Annotated in this window: 15 protein-coding genes; 13 read left to right on the top strand and 2 right to left on the bottom strand. The window is 70.7% G+C overall.

What is annotated here, in order from left to right:
• Position 1: 1 nt before the first annotated feature.
• Genes FHX32_RS22935 through FHX32_RS22915 form a run of 5 tightly spaced genes read left to right on the top strand, consistent with a single transcriptional unit; the run spans position 2 to position 5,720 of the window.
• Positions 2–565 carry an NADH-quinone oxidoreductase subunit J gene (locus tag FHX32_RS22935; RefSeq protein WP_167187007.1) on the top strand — a complete coding sequence of 188 codons (564 nt, stop codon included), beginning with the start codon at positions 2–4 and terminating at the stop codon, positions 563–565.
• Positions 562–864 carry an NADH-quinone oxidoreductase subunit K gene (locus FHX32_RS22930; protein ID WP_167187004.1) on the top strand — a complete coding sequence of 101 codons (303 nt, stop codon included), beginning with the start codon at positions 562–564 and terminating at the stop codon, positions 862–864. Before FHX32_RS22935 ends, FHX32_RS22930 begins: the two co-directional genes overlap by 4 nt.
• Complete coding sequence (locus FHX32_RS22925; RefSeq protein ID WP_167187001.1) at positions 861–2,804, top strand: proton-conducting transporter transmembrane domain-containing protein; 1,944 nt, start codon at positions 861–863, stop codon at positions 2,802–2,804. The genes FHX32_RS22930 and FHX32_RS22925 overlap by 4 nt, the downstream gene beginning before the upstream one ends.
• 3 nt (positions 2,805–2,807) lie before the next feature.
• Positions 2,808–4,298, top strand: coding sequence for an NADH-quinone oxidoreductase subunit M (locus FHX32_RS22920; RefSeq protein ID WP_167186998.1), 1,491 nt, complete (start codon positions 2,808–2,810; stop codon positions 4,296–4,298).
• Between the two features lie 3 nt (positions 4,299–4,301).
• The gene (locus tag FHX32_RS22915) at positions 4,302–5,720 is read left to right on the top strand and encodes an NADH-quinone oxidoreductase subunit N (RefSeq protein WP_486481275.1); all 1,419 of its coding nucleotides are present in this window, start codon (positions 4,302–4,304) and stop codon (positions 5,718–5,720) included.
• A 129-nt stretch (positions 5,721–5,849) separates the two neighbouring features.
• Here FHX32_RS22915 and FHX32_RS22910 read toward each other — a convergent pair whose 3' ends face one another.
• The gene (locus tag FHX32_RS22910; protein WP_167186995.1) at positions 5,850–7,424 is read right to left on the bottom strand and encodes a multicopper oxidase family protein; all 1,575 of its coding nucleotides are present in this window, start codon (positions 7,422–7,424) and stop codon (positions 5,850–5,852) included.
• A 400-nt stretch (positions 7,425–7,824) separates the two neighbouring features.
• Between FHX32_RS22910 and FHX32_RS22905 the strand changes: the two genes are divergently transcribed.
• A complete protein-coding gene (locus FHX32_RS22905; protein ID WP_208419163.1) occupies positions 7,825–10,032 on the top strand; it encodes a heavy metal translocating P-type ATPase in 2,208 nt (735 codons plus the stop codon).
• 88 nt (positions 10,033–10,120) lie between these two features.
• On the opposite strand, the gene FHX32_RS22900 is transcribed toward FHX32_RS22905, so the two are convergent.
• A complete protein-coding gene (locus FHX32_RS22900) occupies positions 10,121–10,993 on the bottom strand; it encodes a F510_1955 family glycosylhydrolase (RefSeq protein WP_167186992.1) in 873 nt (290 codons plus the stop codon).
• Between the two features lie 182 nt (positions 10,994–11,175).
• On the opposite strand from FHX32_RS22900, the gene FHX32_RS22895 reads away from it, so the two are divergent.
• The 7 genes from FHX32_RS22895 (at position 11,176) to FHX32_RS22865 (ending at position 17,075) form a co-directional block, all read left to right on the top strand.
• The gene (locus tag FHX32_RS22895) at positions 11,176–11,628 is read left to right on the top strand and encodes a DUF2752 domain-containing protein (RefSeq protein ID WP_167186989.1); all 453 of its coding nucleotides are present in this window, start codon (positions 11,176–11,178) and stop codon (positions 11,626–11,628) included.
• Between the two features lie 142 nt (positions 11,629–11,770).
• Entirely contained in the window at positions 11,771–12,163 is a 393-nt protein-coding gene (locus tag FHX32_RS22890) for a hypothetical protein (RefSeq protein WP_167186986.1), read from the top strand.
• A 66-nt stretch (positions 12,164–12,229) separates the two neighbouring features.
• Positions 12,230–12,865 carry a DUF305 domain-containing protein gene (locus FHX32_RS22885; protein WP_167186983.1) on the top strand — a complete coding sequence of 212 codons (636 nt, stop codon included), beginning with the start codon at positions 12,230–12,232 and terminating at the stop codon, positions 12,863–12,865.
• Positions 12,866–13,176: 311 nt separating this feature from the next.
• Positions 13,177–13,854 (top strand): C39 family peptidase, encoded by a 678-nt coding sequence (locus FHX32_RS22880; RefSeq protein WP_167186979.1) that lies wholly within the window; start codon positions 13,177–13,179, stop codon positions 13,852–13,854.
• Between the two features lie 147 nt (positions 13,855–14,001).
• Complete coding sequence (locus tag FHX32_RS22875) at positions 14,002–14,367, top strand: BlaI/MecI/CopY family transcriptional regulator (RefSeq protein ID WP_486481274.1); 366 nt, start codon at positions 14,002–14,004, stop codon at positions 14,365–14,367.
• Complete coding sequence (locus FHX32_RS22870) at positions 14,364–15,284, top strand: M56 family metallopeptidase (protein ID WP_167186976.1); 921 nt, start codon at positions 14,364–14,366, stop codon at positions 15,282–15,284. The genes FHX32_RS22875 and FHX32_RS22870 overlap by 4 nt, the downstream gene beginning before the upstream one ends.
• Positions 15,285–15,716: 432 nt before the next feature.
• Positions 15,717–17,075 (top strand): C40 family peptidase, encoded by a 1,359-nt coding sequence (locus FHX32_RS22865; RefSeq protein WP_167186973.1) that lies wholly within the window; start codon positions 15,717–15,719, stop codon positions 17,073–17,075.
• Positions 17,076–17,205: the final 130 nt, after the last annotated feature.

Here is a 17,205-nt window from a genome sequence, read left to right as displayed (position 1 = left end):
CATGATCACCCACATTGCGTTCTGGGCGCTCGCCGTCGTCGCCGTGCTGGCCGGTGCCGCCGTCTTCTGGGTCAATTCGATGGCCCGGGCGAGTTACGCGCTCGCGGTGTCGTTCATCGTGGTCGGTCTGCAGGTGCTGCTGCTGCAGCAGAACTACATCGGGGTGGTGACGATCCTGATGATGGTGATGGAGATGGCCGTTATGGCCGTCTACATGGTGATGTTCATGGGCATGAACCCGGCGCTGATGCCGATGAGCATGGTGCACGACAAGCGGCACGCCCGCGCCGTTGCCATCGGCGTGTTCGTTGCCTCGGCCGCCGGGGCGCTCCTCGTTCCGTGGCCGGCCCGCCGCGGCGCCCCCGCCGACGACGTGACGGCGGCTCTGGGTGAGGAGCTGATGGGCCCGAAGATGCTGGTGATGGTCGCCGTCGGGGTGGTCATGGCGGTCACCATCGTGGCCGGCGTGGTGCTGGCCGCGCACCGCAGCCGCTACGACCGCTTCGGTGACGACCTGCGCCGCCGCCCCGCGAACGATCCCCAACCGGGAGGCGTCGGCCGATGACCCTACGGACGGTGCTGCTCGTGGCGGCGGCCCTGTTCAGCGTCGGCCTGTACGGCGCGTTGTCCCAGCAGGTCGTGGTGATGGTGATGATGGGCCTCGAACTGATGCTCAACGGGCTCATCCTGGCCGCCGCCGGCTTCTGGTGGTTCCTCGCCCCGGACCCGTCCGGGCAGGTGCTGCTGTTGGTGATCATCGCGGCGATGACCGTGGAGATGGCGATGGGCTTCGCGGTGGCCACGCTGCTGCACCGGATACGCCGGGCCGACATGACCGATATGGCCGCGGACCTGTCCGGATGAATGACCTCGCGCAGGTGTGCCTGTGGCTTCTGGTGGCCCTTCCGGCGGGCGTCGGCGGTCTGCTCGCCGCCGTTCGGCGGGCGGACCGGGTTGCCGTACCGATCTCGGTGGCGACCGCCGCTGTCATGGTGGGCCTGTCGGCCGTGGTTGCAGCCGCCCGCCCGGCCGTCGCGGTGCCCTTTGTGGCCCGCACCGACTTCGCGCTGGCCGTCGACGGGCTCGCCGCCCTGATGCTGCCCATGCTCACCGTGGTGACCCTGCTGGTGCTGCTCGCAGCGACGGGGGAGATCCGGGCGTCGGCCGCCCGGTTTCACGGACTGATGCTGATTTTCGCCGCTGCCGTCGCGGTCACCGCGGCAGCGGCGACCCTGCCGGCGCTGCTGCTGGCGTGGGAAATCATGGGTGCCGCCTCGTACGCGCTCATCGGCTTCCAGTGGCGCGACGACGACCGGGTGTCAGCCGGCCTGACCGCCTTCCTCACCACCCGCGCCGCCGACCTGGGCCTATACGCCGCCGCCGGAGCGGCGCTCGCGGGTGGCGCGGGCCTGGCCCTGGCGGAGCTGTCGCAGAGCAGCTCGGGATGGCGACACGTGATCGCCGCCGGCATCCTCCTGGCCGCGTTGGGCAAGGCCGCGCAGCTGCCGTTCTCGTTCTGGCTCTCCCGGGCGATGGCCGGCCCGAGCGCGGTGAGTGCGCTGCTGCACTCAGCGGCGATGGTGGCGATGGGCGGCTACCTGCTGCTGCGGGTCGAGCCGCTGCTGGCCGCCACCGGGTGGGCGGGCCCGGTGACCACCGGGCTGGGTGCCGCGACCGCGCTGCTGCTCGCCGCGGTGGCTGTGGCGCAGCGGGACCTCAAGCAACTGCTGGCGGCCTCCACCGCCGCTCAACTCGGCTTCGTGGTGATGGCCGCCGGCGCCGGAACGGTCGCCGGCGGTGCCGTGCACCTGGTCGCGCACGCAGCGACCAAGGCGCTGCTGTTCCTGGCCGCCGGGGTGTGGCTGACCGCCCTGGGCACCAAGCGGCTCGTGGGCCTGCGCGGAGTCGTTGGGCGGTGGCGGCTGGTCGGCTGGTCGGCCACGATCGGTGCGCTGGCCCTCGCGGGGATCGCGCCGCTGTCGCTATGGGCGACCAAGGACACGGTGCTCACCGCCGTCGGCAAGCAGTCGTCGTGGCTGTACGCCGCTGGTCTCACCGCGTCGGCGCTGTCCGCCGCATACGCCGCGAAGATCCTCGTTGTCATCTGGCCGCGGGTACCCGCCGACCGCCGCGCGGAGGTGGAGGCACGCTTCGACGAGGAGCAGCGGGGCACCCGGCGGGTGACGGCGTGGCAGCAGGTACCCCTGCTGCCGCTGGCGGCGGGCGCCGCGTACGCCGGTCTGCTGGCTCTTCCACCCCTCGCCGGCACCGTCGGGCGGGCCGTCGGGGAGGCCGGCGAGTTTCACGCCTCCGCGGGGGAGCTGGTCGTGTCGGCGGCCGTCGCTCTCGTGGTCCTGCTGGTCGTCGTCGCCCGCCGGCGGGTGCCGGAGCCGCGCTGGGCGCTGCGCTGGGTCGGGCTGGAGGCGGCCGCGTCGGCGCTCGTGGTGCGCCCCACGTTGCGCTGCGCGAACGCTCTGGCCTGGTTCGATGACCGGGTCCTGGACCGGGGGATCACCGGCGCTGCGCGAGCCGTGGTGGCGGTGAGTCGCCGCGCCGGCCGGTTCGACGACCGAATCCTCGACCGTGCCGTGGGCCGGATCTCCGCCGGATCGCTGCGGGTCGCGCAGCGAGCTGGACAGGCCGACGACCGGTGGCTCGACGCGGCGGTGGAACACCTAGCCGCCGGGATGCGTCTGCTAGGCCGGCTGGCCCGCCGGCCGCAGACCGGGCAACTGCACCAGTACTACCTGCAAGCCGTCGTGGTGCTCCTCCTCGGCGTCGTCATCCTCGTGGCGTTGGGGTGAGCCGTGCTCAGCGTGATCATTTTCTTGCCTCTGGTCGCCGGTCTGGTCCTGGCCGCACTCCCGCGGCTGAGTGACCGGACCGCCCGCTGGACGTGGGTGGCGGTCACCGCCGTCGACGTCGCGCTGATCGTCGGGCTCTGGCTGCGCTACGACACCCCACCACCAGGAGGTCTGGCCTTCGAGGAGCAGGCGGCCTGGATCCCCGGCGTCAACAGCAGCTACCACCTCGGCGTCGACGGCCTGTCCCTGCCCCTGGTCGCGATGACCGCGGTGATCTTCCTGGCGTGCGCGGTGTACGCCCTGCGCAATCGTCACCGCCCCCGAGTGCAAGCCGCGCTGTTCCTGTTCCTGCAGAGCGTCAGCCTCGGTCTGTTCGTCGCCGCAGACCTGATCCTCTTCTTCGTTTTCTTCGACCTGTCCATCGTCGGCATGTATTTCGTGATCGCCGGCTGGGGCCACGGGGACCCGGGCCGCTCGGCGATGAAGTTCTTCCTCTACACGTTCCTCGGCTCGTTGGCGCTGCTCGTCGGGTTCATCGGCCTGTTCGTTGCGGCCGAACCGCACACCTTTGACATGCCGGCGCTCGCCGCCGCCACACCGCTGGCCGGCCGGCCCCTCGCCGGCGGGCTGGTCCTCGCCGCGATCCTGGTCGGTCTGGCGGTGAAGACCCCCACCGTTCCGTTCCACACCTGGCTGCCGCCCGCACACACCGACGCGCCCGCCGTCGGCTCGGCGGTGCTGGCCGGGGTGCTGCTGAAGATGGGCACCTACGGATTCGTCCGCATCGCCATGCCGATGCTGCCCCAGGCGTGGCGCGCCTGGGCCTGGGTGATCATCGTCGTCGGCGTGGTGTCGGTGCTCTACGGCGCGCTCGTCGCGCTGGCCCAGACCAACCTCAAACGCATGATCGCCTACACGTCGGTCAACCACATGGGCTACATCGTCCTCGCCGTCGGCGTCGCCGGCCTGGTGGCCACCGACACCGCGCAGGCCCGGACCATCGCGGTCACCGGCGCCGTCACCCAGATGGTCAGCCACGGCCTGATCAGCGCCGCCCTGTTCCTGCTCACCGGCGTCCTACGCGACCGTGCCGCCAACTACGACATGCGCACGTACGGCGGCCTCGCCGGCCCGGCGCCGGCCTTCGCGGCGCTCTTCGCCGTCGGCGCCTTCGCCGCCCTGGGCCTGCCGGCGTTCACCGGCTTCATCGCCGAGTTTCAGATCTTCACCGGCAGTGTCGCCGCCGCTCCGGCTACCGCCGTGGCGATCCTCGGCATCCTGATCACCGCCGCGCTGTTCCTGCGTGCGCTGCAACGGGTCTTCACCGGCGACACCCAGGGCCATTCGGTCGGCTTCACGGACCTGCATCCCGCCGAGGTCTGGTCGGTGGGGCCGCTGCTGCTGCTCTCCCTGCTGTTCGGTGTCCTGCCCCGTCCGCTGCTCGACGTCATCGAACCCGCTTCCGCCACCGTCATCGACCTCGTCGGGAGGTAGCCGGTGCAGACGGAGATGATGCGGCCGCTGTTGCTGCTGCCCGAGATGCTGCTCGTCGTCGGAGCGCTCACCGCGCTGCTCGGCGGCTCGTTCGTCCCCCGACACCAGCAGTGGATCATCCGGGTCCTGGCCGCAGCTGTTCTCGTCGCGGCCATCGTCACCGCCGCGATCGGGATGGCCGGGCCGACCCGTTCGGCCTTCGACGACAGTTTCACCGTCGACACCGCCACCGGGGTGGCCCGGATCCTCGCCGCGGTCGGGACGCTGCTGGTGCTCGCATTGGCCACCGACGAGATCGCCGGCACGGCGCGGGAGAGCGAGACCTGCGCACTGCTGCTGTTCGGCACCGCCGGAACCGTGCTGCTCGCCGGCGCACACGATCTGCTCGTCCTCGCCGTGGGCTTCCTCCTCGCCACCATCCCGCTGTACGGACTGATCGGCCTCGTGTTCACCGCCAGCGGCGCCGAGGCAGCCGTGAAGACGTATCTCATGGGGGCGTTGTTCGGCATCCTGCTCCTGCTCGGCGTGACGATCCTGTCCGGACTCACCGGCAGCACCGGCTATGCCGAACTCACCAGCGGGCTGGTCGACGCGCCACCGGCGGCGGTGACGGGGGCCGCCGTCGCGCTGGTGGCCGGGCTGATATTCAAGGCCGGCGGTGTGCCGGGTCATTTCTGGGTGCCTGATGCGGCGCAGGGCGCCCACGCCACCGCGGCGACGTTCCTGACCACGGTGCCTAAGATCGGCGCGCTGATCGCGGTGTACCGCCTGGTCGGTGTGCTGCCCGACGCGGTGCCCTGGCCGGTGCTGGTGGCCGCCGTGGCGGTGGCGAGCATGACGCTGGGCAACCTGGCCGCGTACTGGCAGTCCGACCCGCGGCGGCTGCTCGGCTGGTCCACCATCAGCCAGGTCGGGTTCGTGCTCGTTCCCGTGGTGGTGGCTGGCCGCAGTGACTTGGCGCTGCCGTCGCTGCTGGTGTACCTCGTCGGATACACGGTGACCAACATCGCCGCCTTCGCCGTCACCGCCGCCTTGCCTGAGCGTCGGGATCTCACCGACTACCTAGGCATGGCGTATCAGCGCCCCTGGCTCGCTGCCGCCCTGGTCGTGGTGCTCCTCGGACTGGTGGGCACCCCGCCCACCGGGGTGTTCGTCGGCAAGCTCACCACCGCCACCGCCGCCTGGGACGGCGGCTACGGCTGGCTCGCCGTCGTGGTGTTCGTCAACACTCTGATCAGTCTGTTCTACTACCTGCGTTGGATCGTCCCCACCTACCGGCCACCCGAACCGGGCCCCCCAGCGCCGGGGAAGACCCAGGCCCGAGGGCGATGGGCCTCGTTCACCGCGGTCACGGCCGCCGCTCTCAGTCTTGCCGCTGGCCTCGCCGGAGGAGTGGTGTGGACTGTGGTGACCGGCCCGTAGGGTTCCGGTAACGACCGATGGGCGGTTGCGCTAGGTGTCGGACGAAGAGAATGCTCCCCGGCCGTTACTGATGGGGTGCCTGCCGGGACCAACGCTCGCATCCAATTCGCTGGGCGGCGTGCGGGGCTGTCACAGCCGGTACGTCAGATGGGCCATCATGCCGGTTTGGCCGTGGTAGACGTTGTGGCAGTGGGTCATCCACTGGCCGGGGTTGGTGGCGTCGAAGTCGACGGTGACCGTCCGGTCCGGGGTGACGATGACGGTGTCCTTGCGGGCGCCGCCGCCGGTCACGGCGAAGGTGTGCCCGTGCAGGTGCATGGGGTGGAACATGGTCGTGTCGTTGACGAATTCGAGCCGCACCCGCTCACCGTGCTCGACCAGGAGCGGGTCGGCGTGGTCGAAGGTGACGCCGTTGATGGTCCATCGGTAGGGCGTCATCGACCCACCCAGCACCAGCCGGTGCACCCGGTCAGGTTGCTGCCCGGTCAGCGCCACGCTCTCGGCAGCGCGCAGCGTGTGGGTGAGTAGCGCCCGCCGGTTCAGCTCGGCCGGCCGGGCGGCAGCCGGGGGCGGGTCGCCCGCACAGGTGCGGACCAGGGCGAGAGCGTGCCCGGTCTTCCCTTCGGCGGCGGCGACGAGCGGGAACACTCCGTCGGTGAGCTCCACGATGACGTCGACCCGCTCGCCCATACCGAGCACGACCGCGTCGGTCGTCGTCGGGGCGACCGGGAAGCCGTCGGTGTGGGTGACAGTCATCCGATGCCCGGTCAGTGCCACCCGGAATGCCGTGTCGGAGCCGGCGTTGACCAGCCGGATCCGCACTCGCTGCCGTGGCCAGGCGCGGAAGCTGACCGGCGCTGCGGGGACACGGCCATTGATCAGATAGTGCGGGTAGGCGACGTCCCCGGCACCGCCGAGCAGCGGCGAGGTCATCATCTCCATCCCACCCATGTCCCCGTGCCCGCCGACGTCACCGGGACCTGCGCCGTCCATCGCGCCGTGGCCCATGCTCGGCATGTCGCCCGCGCCGCCGTGATCCATCCCCGGCGTGCCACCGTGTCCGGTACCCGCGGTGAGGGCGGCGAGAACGTCCTCCGGGGTGCGGCCGGTGCCGTCGACCCAGTCGTCGAGCACCACGATCCACTCGCGGTCGTAGTCGCCGGCGTCGTGCGGGTCGTCGATGATCAGGACCCCGTACAGCGCCCGGTCGAGTTGCAACCCGGAGTGCGGATGGTAGAAGTAGGTGCCCGGGTCGGGAGCGGTGAACTCGTAGCGGTGTCTGCCTCCGCTGGGGATCGGCGCCTGGGTGAGACCCGGGACGCCGTCCATGTCGTTGCGCAGCGCCACGCCGTGCCAGTGAACGCTGGTGTCAGCGGGCAGGTCGTTGGCCACGTCGACCCGAATCAGGTCACCGGCGCGGGCCCTGATCAGCGGACCGGGCAGGTCGTCCGCGTAGCCCCAGGTTCGCACCTGCGGCCCGCCTAGGTCGATGGTGACTGGTCGGGGGTTCAGCGACGCGGTCACGGTGGCCGAGTCAGGATGGCGTCGGGCCGCCTCGACGCGGGACGCCAGGTCGGCATGCGGGCTCGCTGGCCGAGGATTGAAGGCACCGCCGGCCCGGGAGGTGGTGGCAGCCGTTCCTGCAAGCCCCACCGTGCCCGCCAATCCGACCAGCAACCGACGGCGGGTGATGGCGGGCGTCATGGCGGCTCCTCGGTCGATGACGGCGGCGACGGCAGTCGCCGGCGCGGCGGTGCTGTCATGAGCGAGTCTCGCTGTGACGGCGCGTAGGAGGGGGGTTTCACGGGGGATTGCCCTGTTTGGGTGGTCGTGGGTGAGTGGCGACGCCGTCTCAGCGGGCTCAGCGCGGTTCCGGGGGGCATCCCCTGGAGGCTCCGAAACTGTCCTGCGCCATGAGCTGCGAACACGGGAGAGGTGGTCGCCCTCCGGGCCGCATGTGTCGATACCGCTCAGGGGTACGGGTACGGACGGTAATGCCCGTTGGGGCTCCGAATCCGTGTTGCACCAGGTCTGGCCGGCACCGCAAAGACGAGTTGCCGGATACCCCTAGGGGGTATATGGTGCCGGTTGGAGGTGGACGGCAATGAGACACGAACACACGACCCACACCGATCCGACGTTCATCACCGGCCAGGCGCGACACCACGGGCACCAGGTGCAGGTGGGCGAGCACACCACCGGTGGACCGCATGACGGGCACCTGGGCGGTGTCCGGCCGGCGGCTAGCCACCACGGCGGCCACCACGACCACGCGGGGCACGGATCCGCCGGTGGGCACGGGGCTCACGACAAGCACGCGGGGCACGACCCGGAGCAGTTCCGGCGCAAGTTCTGGCTGAGCCTCGCGCTGACGATTCCGATCGTGGCGACCAGCCACATGGTGATGGGCTGGTTCGGCTACACCCTCGACTTTCCTGGCATGAGCTGGGTTGGCCCGGTTCTCGGCTCGGTGGTCTTCTTCTACGGAGGCTGGCCGTTCCTGGTCGGCGGCGTCCGCGAGGTACGCGACCGGACACCGGGGATGATGCTGCTGATCTCGATGGCGATCACGGTGGCCTACGTCGCCTCGATGGCCACCAGCGTCGGCGCGTTCGATCTGGACTTCTGGTGGGAACTGGCCGCGCTGGTCACGATCATGCTCCTGGGTCACTGGCAGGAGATGAAGGCCATCGGTCAGGCGCAGGGCGCCCTCGCCGCGTTGGCGGCGTTGCTCCCCGACGACGCCGAACGGGTCGACGACGACGGCGCCGTGCACCGGGTATCGGTGTCCGACCTGCGGGTCGGAGACGTGGTGCTGGTCCGCTCCGGTGGCCGGGTACCCGCCGACGGCCGGATCGTCGACGGCTCCGCCGAGCTGGACGAGTCGATGATCACGGGGGAGTCCCGGCCGGTGCCCCGCAGCGTCGGGGACCGGGTCGTGGCCGGCACGGTGTCCACCGACTCCGCGCTACGGGTCCGGGTCGACGCGGTCGGGGAGGACACGGCGCTGGCCGGCATCGGCCGGCTCGTGGCACAGGCGCAGGCCTCCAGCGGCCGGGCGCAGGTCCTGGCTGACCGGTTCGCCGCGATGCTCTTCTACGTCGCCACCGCCGCCGCGCTGGTCACCTTCGCCGCCTGGTGGGCGCTGGGCGACCTCGACCAGTCCGTGGTCCGGACGGTGACGGTCCTGGTCATCGCCTGCCCCCACGCCCTCGGGCTGGCCATCCCGCTGGTGATCGCGCTGTCCACCGCGGTGTCGGCGAAGGCCGGCATCCTGGTCAAGGACCGCCTCGCCCTGGAGCGGATGCGCACCGTGGATGCGGTGCTGTTCGACAAGACCGGCACCCTGACCAAGGGCGCGCACACCGTCACCGCCACGGCCGCCGCCAGCGGCGTCAGCGAGGACGACGTGCTGCGCATCGCCGGCGCCGTGGAGGCCGACAGCGAACACCCGCTCGCCAAGGCTCTGGTCAAGGTCGCGCAGGACCGGGGGCTGCGGGCGGTCGCCGGGAACTTCCGGTCCCTGACCGGCCGAGGGGTCCAGGCGGTCGTCGACGGCACCACCTGGGCGGTGGGAGGCCCCGCCCTGCTGCGGGAACTCGGCGCGGAGGTGCCCGGGGAACTGGGCAACGTCACGCGGGGATGGTCGACCCGTGGCGCGGCGGTGCTGCACCTGATCCGTCTGCCGGAGACCGGCCAACCGGCCGCGGTCGGCGCGTTCGCTCTGGAGGACGAGGTCCGTCCGGAGGCCCGCGAGGCCATCTCCGAGCTGCGCGAACAGGGCGTCAAGAAGATCGTCATGATCACCGGAGATGCCCGCCCGGTCGCCGAGGCGGTCGCCGCCGACCTCGGGTTCCGGCAAGGGGTGGATGAGGTCTTCGCCGAGGTGCTGCCCGCCGACAAGGACAGGGCGGTCGCCGACCTGCAGGCACGGGGGCTGACCGTGGCGATGGTCGGCGACGGAGTCAACGACGCACCCGCCCTGGCCCGCGCCGACGTCGGCCTGGCCATCGGGGCTGGCACCGACGTGGCGATCGAGTCCGCCGGGGTCATCCTGGCCTCGTCGGACCCGCGTGGCGTCACCGGCGTGATCCGGCTGTCCCAGGCGTCCTACCGGAAGATGATCCAGAATCTGGCCTGGGCCGCCGGATACAACGTGGTGGCGATCCCACTCGCCGCCGGCGCGCTGGCCTGGGCCGGAGTCACCCTCAGTCCGGCGGTCGGTGCGGTGCTGATGTCGGCCTCCACCATCGTGGTGGCACTGAACGCCCAGCTGCTGCGCCGGGTCAAGCTCACCCCCGGCCAGCACTGACGCAGGCAAGGACGGCGGCCCGGTCGGGATGATCCGGCCGGGCCGTCGCACGCGTCTTAAGGGGGTGTAGTCGGCTGAGGCCCCCTGGTCAGGGCATCATCGGCTGCCACGTCGTGCCAGCGTCGGCGCTGCGCAGCACCTGGCCGTCCCGGGTGGCCAGGTAGATGAGGTTCTCGTGCACGGTGAGAGCCGCCGGGTCGCCGGGAGCGCGGCCGGCGGTGGACGACCAGGTCGCGGCCGCGTCGAGGGAGCGCACCAGCGTGCCGTCCGCCGTGACCGCCACCAGCTCCCGCGGGGACCAATGCAGTAGCACCGCTGGCGGGCCGCCGGCCGGAGTCCAGGTGCGTCCGCCGTCGATGGAGCGGCGCAGGCCCTGCTCGGTGGTGGCCAGCAGGGTGTCCGGGCGGTTGGGATCGACCGCCAGGTCGTAGGCCTCGATCGTGGAGCGGGTCTGCCAGGTGACCCGGTCACTGCTGGCCATCAGGGCGCCGGTGGTCGAATCGAAGCCGTACACCACGCCGCCGGAAAAGCGCAGCAGGTGGAAGTCGGCCTGCCCGGCCAGGGACAGGCTCTGCCAGGAGCGGCCGGCATCGGTGCTGTGAATCAGTCCCAGGTGCGTCGGCCCGTCCTCGCCCGGGGCCGGGTGACCGGAGGCCAGGAACTCGTCGGGGCCGGTCACCGTGAAGCCCATGGTGTCCTGCCGGCCATCGCCCACCCGGGTCGCCTCGGTGCCGGAGAGCCGGAACACCCCGTGGTGGGTGGCCACATACAGCTGCCCGTCCGCGGGGTTCACGCCAAGGCCATGCACGTGGCTGAGCCGACCGCTGTCCACCGTCGTCGAGGCGGTCGACGTGGCGGTGTCCTCACGCCAACTGAGCGCGGTGGCCGCGGCCGCCACGAGCAGGAGGACGCCGAGAGCGACGCCAAGCCACGCCCACCGATTCTGCCCCTTGAGGGCCACACCCAGCTCCCTTGCCTCGACTCCGCGATCTGCGACGGCTACGCGGACCGTCCGCAACTGCGCCCCGATGGTAAGCCATCTACTATTGCCCGCTAGTAGTAGCGTCGTGGGGAGTCACGGTGCAGGCATGACCGCGACGGGTCGGGTGAGCGCCGTCCGTCGGCGCAGCGAGGAGGTTACCGGTGCGTCAGGTCACGGCAGCGCCTGACCGGGCGATGCGGCGCGCGGCGTCGGTGGCCGCGGGTGCGGCACTGGCCGCGGCGATCGGATTCGTGCTCCGGTTTGATCCCACCGACCGGGTCGCCGACCCGACCGGCCCCTGCCTATGGCACTCCCTCACCGGCATCAACGGCCCAGGCTGTGGCGGCACCCGCATGGTCTACTACCTGTTGCACGGCGACCTCGCCCAGGCCGCTCGCCACCACCTGGTCGCGCTGGTCGCGGTGCCCTTCGTGGCCTACCTCGGCGTCCGCTTCCTCGCCTCGGCCTGGCTCGGACGCGAACTACCCGCGCTGCGCCTGCCCGCCTGGGTCTACGGGACGTACATCGTCGCCTTCCTGCTCTACAGCACGGTGCTGCGTAACCTGCCGTGGGCGCCGTTCTCCTGGTTCGACATCCCCAACCTGACGCCGTAACCCCAACCCGCCCCGTCCGGCCGCCGAGCACGTGCCCCTTCTCCGCCGCACGGCTGGCCGCCGATTATGCCACCTACTATCCTGGATCGGTATGAACAGGACAGCACGCCAGTGCCCGGCCGGGCTGATCAGCCTGCCCCGGGTGCTGCTGCTCGTCCTGCTGACCTTCGGTGTCGCCGGGATGCACACCTTCGGCCATGGCGGCCACGCCGCAAACGGGCACCAGACCATGGCGGACGGCCTGCCACACGGCGCGCTCACCGCCGCCGGCCAGGACGTGTCCCACGACCTGCTTCAGGTTGCGCAGGTCGGCGAGTCGACGACCGGCGGCAGCACCGGCATGGATCTGTTATCGGTGTGCCTGGCGGTGCTCGGCGCGTTCGGGCTGGCCGTCGGCCTGGCGATGCTGCGTGTCCGATCCCACCGCCACAGGTCTGGCGCCCGGACTCGTCTCGCAACCCACAGGGGTGGGCGTGGTCCCCCTGTGCCGTCGCTGGGCCTGCGCGTCGCGGCGGTGTCGGTGTTGCGGATATAGGAACGGCCGGTCAAGCCGACCGCTACTCCTACATTCACACACCAACCCGAAAGGCACTCCTTCACCATGAAGCGCACCATCGTGCTGCGCCGCGCCCTGCTGACCGGCGTCACCCTGTCCGCTCTCGCCGCCACCGCCGCGGCATGCGGGGACGACATGAGCGGCATGGACCACGGCAGCGGCAACAGCCCGGCCGTCACGGCATCGGCGTCGGCGCAGGCCAGCGCCGCCGTCAACGACGCCGACGTCATGTTCGCCCAGATGATGATTCCGCACCACCGGCAGGCCGTCGAAATGGCCGATCTGGCGCCGACCCGCGCCAACGACCCTGAGTTGAAGGACCTCGCGGCGAAGATCAAGGCCGCGCAGGATCCGGAAATCGTGACGATGACCGGCTGGCTGACCGCGTGGGGCAAGCCCACCGCCGCCCCCGAGGGCCACGACATGCACGGCACCGCCCCGACCGGGATGGCGGGCATGGCCGACGACGAGCAGATGGACAAGCTCAAGGCGGCCAAGGGCACCGAGTTCGACAAGATGTTCGCGCAGATGATGATCGCCCACCACAACGGCGCCATCGAGATGGCCAAGGCCGAGCAGGCCAACGGCGCCAATCCGGACGCCAAGGCCCTCGCCGCGCAAATCGAAGCGGATCAGGCCGCCGAGGTGCAGACCCTGCAGAAGATCCTCGACCGCCTGTAAGGCACGACGAGACGGCGGCCGGACCCGTGCCGGGTCCGGCCGCCGCCGTGTAGCTGAGGCCCGGTCCCACCAAGTCGTTGTAGACATGCCTATCTGGGATGGGCGTCCGGTTCTCCATGCTGATGAGGCGCTCGCTACCGGCACCCACGAGGTCATCGCGGAATGCCGATCGGCCATGAGCGGTTGCGCAGATGTACGCCGGAGCAGCAGCCCCGGCGTTCGCCATATCCGGCCTTCGACGCCAGATGGCGGATCCCCGTGATGCCGGCCGACAAACATCGGCCTGGTCACCCCGAGGAAAGGTGACAAAGATGAACCCCCTCACGCAATGGACCACGGCTCGTACCGCAGTGGTGCGCCGCAGCGCGCTCGGCGTGGCCGGACTGGCCCTCGTCGCCGCCGGCGTCGCCGCGCCGGTGACGGGTGCGCTGGCCGCGCCGTCGTCGGTGCCGTCGGTCGTCGCCGTGCAGCAGGCAGACAAGAAGTCGGACAAGCGCGTCGACTACCGCTTCCAGGAGCAGCCGAACATCTACTTCTGCGGCCCGGCGTCGACCCGCATCGCGCTCAGCGCGCAGGGCAAGATCCAGAGTCAGGACGAGCTGGCTTCGAAGCTGGGCACCACCGTCGCCGGGACGGCCTCGGCGTTCGACGTCACCCGGGTTCTCAACGAGGAGCTCGGCAAGGATGTCTACAAGACCGGTGAGATCCCGAACGACACGGCCACCGAAGACGAGGTGCGGCGCCTGAAGGATGACCTGACCACCGCGATCGACAACGACCGCGTTCCGGTGGTGAACGTCATCGGTGCGGGCACCGACGTGGACGGCGTGTCGCGCGATTTCCCGGTCGGGCACTACGTGACCGTGGTGGCCTATGACGGCGACCAGGTGAAGATCGCCGACCCGTGGCAGCCGGTGGGCGACGGCACCTACTGGATCTCCGTCGGCGAGCTGGCCGAGTGGGCTGCCTCGCGCGGCTACTCCGCCTGACACGCACGATTGAGCAACACCGACCGCGGCGGCCCTGGCGCGCGACGCCAGGGCCGCCGCGGTCGTCTCTTATGTCGTCCCTGGGGGTCGCAGACGGACGTATGGCGCCTCGACGTCGGCGTAGGCTGACGTGATGTGGGAGGCGGTGTGACGTTGAACGGCCTGGGTGAGTTGGAAGCCGCCGTCATGGACGTGTTGTGGCAGGCGGACGAGCCCCTGCGGGTGCGTGAGGTGCTCAATAGGCTGACCGGACGCACCCTTGCCTACACCACCGTCATGACTGTGCTGGACAACCTGCACCGCAAGCAGTGGGTGCTGCGTGACAAGAGCGGCAAGGCCTACCACTACCGGCCGGCCGGCAGCCGGGAGGAACTTGTGGCTCGGACCCTGCGGCGCGTGCTGAACACCAGTCGCCGACCGGACGTGGTGCTGCTGCACTTCGCCCGTTCGGCCTCTGACCGGGAACTGGCGGTGTTGCGGCAGGTGCTTGACGAGCGGTCGGATTCCCGGTGAGCCCGGCCGTCGCCCTCATCGTCGGCGCGCTCGTCGTAGCCTGGCTGGCCCCGGCCCTGCTGGAGCGCGCCGTCGGCCGGGTTCGTGATCCGATCGCTGTGCTCCTCGCCTGGTGGGGCAGTCTGGCCGCAGTGCTGCTGACCTTCACCGCCGGGATAGCTCTGCTGCTCGCGCCGGTCAACCGCTTCGAGAGTTGGGCAGAGCAACTGGCGCACCACTGCTGGCACGCGGTGCGCCACGGCCACCTGCCCGCGCAAGACGAGGTGCTCGGCGTCGCGGGCGCGCTGGCCGTCTCCACGCTGGCCGCACGATCGGTCGTCGTGGCAGCTCGGCAGTGGCGTGCCCAGCGCGAGTCCCGCCAAGCGCACCAGGACCTGATGACTCTGCTCGGTGAAACCCTAACGCCGGAGCGCGAACCGGTGCTGCGGGTTCCGCACCGCGCGCCACTGGCCTACAGCGTTGGTGGCCGCCGGGGACTTCTCGTTGTCAGCGCTGGCGTCCTGCAGCTGCCTCCGGCGCAACGCGCGGCGGTGCTATGTCACGAGCGGGCGCACCTACGCGGCCGCCACCATCTGATCGTCGCCCTCGCCGAGGTCCTCGCCGCGGCCGCACCGTGGGTGCCCCTGACCCGCCGCGCCCCGCGCGCCATGCGACTTCTGGTTGAACTGTGCGCCGATGCGGCCGCTGTGCGCACCTGTGGCGCGCCCGCGGTTCGCGCGGCGCTAATCGCCCTCAACGGTGCGCCGCACCCCACGCACGCCCTTCCGATGGCCGGAGCGGACGTGCCGACGCGGCTTCACCGCCTGCAGGCCGAGGCGCCGGGCTACCGAACGTCGGCCCGTGTCGCCCTTCCGCTGGCTGCGGTGTTCGCACCGGCACTGGTCAGCGCCGCCACCGCCATCATCTTCTGCGTCTGAGCTTGGTACGGCCCTGGGCTAGAGGCCACTGTCTCTAAAGGGAAGACGCTACGTTCCCCCACACACGGACTCCGCGGCCGCTTCCGGTCGCCCGCTCCGGCGGCCGTCGCGCAGCGTCCCGGAACAGTCGCCTCACGCTCGATTGCTTACCTGTTACCTGCTTCAGCGGTTCGTCGATCCTGTAGGGACACACGGCCTCCGTCGATCGGCGCTGCAATCTCACAACCGACACTCCTACTATCGCCGCATCGTAGATGGCCGCTATTGTCGTTCCGTTACTACCTGACCACGGCTCCCGGACAGATGCCACCGCTGTACCTCAGGCGGTGCAGACTCCGGGCGGGGAGCGAGATGATGAGTAGCGGGTATGGGCGGTCCAGGCGGTACGGGGAAAGCTTGGCGGTCCTACGTCCGGTCGCATGGTCCGCTCTGTTGGGCGCAGTAGCCGCGGCCGCGTTCGCGAGCCCCGTGTACGCCGATCCGCCGCTGCCCAATGTCATCCCCGATGCAGGGATCCGGCCGTCTCCGGCTGGGCCGGTGCAACTGCCTGGCGGCCGCACCACGGTAGCGCCGACCCCCGGCGGCCGGAATCTGTCGCCGCCGGCGAATCCTCTTGCCGGGCAGATCCTGGCCATGGAAACGGAGGTAGCGGCCCTCGGTGAGCAGCTGCTTCTGTTGCGGCAGGACCAGAGCCGGGCGAACGTCTCCCTGCAGGACTCCGAGCGGCAGCTGCGCGAGGCACGGGACGCTCTGCAGCGGGCACGCCAGAACGTCGTGCCCGCCGCCGCCGACGCCCTCAAGCAAGCCGCCGCACTGCCACCTGGCGTCGTGGACTCCGACCTGCCTGAACTGGGCGCGCTAGCCGCCGCCAATCGCGGACAGCAGGAAGACGGCGATATTGACGATGCCGCCCGCGAGCTACGCCGGGCGCAGGCTGCAGAACAACAGGCTTACACCAACCACAGCGCGGCAGTCGCTGCTGACGAGGCGGCTCGCAGCCGGTACACCGCTTTGGAGACGACCTACAAGCAACGTGACGCGGCTCTGCTTGCGCTGAAACGACGCCACGCTGATGAGCTGGTGGCGATCGAGCGGCAACGCGAAGCCGCTGAACAGCGTCTCGGCGCTGATGTCACCGGTAGTGGCAGCATTGCCGGCAAGGCCGCGCACCCGCGGGCCCTGGCCGCCGTGCGGTTCGCTCTCGCACAGCTGGGCAAGCCCTACGAGTGGGCGGCCGAAGGCCCCAACCGTTACGACTGCTCAGGGCTGATCTGGGCCGCGTACCGCTCCAAGGGCGCCGACTACGACCAGCTGCCCCGGGTGTCACGCGACCAGTACTACGCCACCCGGGGTCGCACCGTTGACCGCAACGCACTGCTCCCCGGTGACCTGGTCTTCTTCGCCTCCGGTACTAGCTGGAACACCATCCACCACATGGGCATGTACATCGGCAACGGCAAGATGGTTCACGCGCCGACCACCGGTGACGTCGTCAAGGTCTCCACCGTGTGGTGGTCACGGTTCTTCGCCGCCACCCGGGTCATCCCGGCGGTGCCGGCCCCCCCGACACCCCCCGCCAAGCCCACACCCTCGCCCACCGTCCCCAAGCCTGCGACCCCACGACCGACCCCAACCGCGGCCCCACGCCCGACCCCAAGCACTACACCGAGCCCGACCGCCGTGCCGACCACGCCCCATCCAACCGCCACGCCCAGCCGCACGACCACGCCCAGTCCAACGACCACGCCGACCGCCACCAGCACGCCGAGTCCCACGGGGGTCAGCCGCTAGATCATGTCGGGTGGACCTGCCTCGTACAGTCCGGGTGCCCGCTATTGAGGGTCAACCTCGGAACAGCGTCCAACACGCCTTGGTCACGCGCCCATCCCGCTCGCACCGCCGGTTGAACCGCACCGCCTGC

This window comes from Micromonospora sp. CNZ280 (assembly GCF_011759515.1).
This window is presented reverse-complemented; position numbering and strand designations above follow the sequence as displayed.

Excerpts from the sequence above, each read along its gene's own strand:
- FHX32_RS22935 (WP_167187007.1), top strand. The coding sequence starts at position 2 with ATGATCACCCACATTGCGTTCTGGGCGCTCGCCGTCGTCGCCGTGCTG.
- FHX32_RS22930 (WP_167187004.1), top strand. The coding sequence starts at position 562 with ATGACCCTACGGACGGTGCTGCTCGTGGCGGCGGCCCTGTTCAGCGTC.
- FHX32_RS22925 (WP_167187001.1), top strand. The coding sequence starts at position 861 with ATGAATGACCTCGCGCAGGTGTGCCTGTGGCTTCTGGTGGCCCTTCCG.
- FHX32_RS22910 (WP_167186995.1), bottom strand. The coding sequence starts at position 7,424 with ATGACGCCCGCCATCACCCGCCGTCGGTTGCTGGTCGGATTGGCGGGC.
- FHX32_RS22905 (WP_208419163.1), top strand. The coding sequence starts at position 7,825 with ATGAGACACGAACACACGACCCACACCGATCCGACGTTCATCACCGGC.
- FHX32_RS22885 (WP_167186983.1), top strand. The coding sequence starts at position 12,230 with ATGAAGCGCACCATCGTGCTGCGCCGCGCCCTGCTGACCGGCGTCACC.
- FHX32_RS22880 (WP_167186979.1), top strand. The coding sequence starts at position 13,177 with ATGAACCCCCTCACGCAATGGACCACGGCTCGTACCGCAGTGGTGCGC.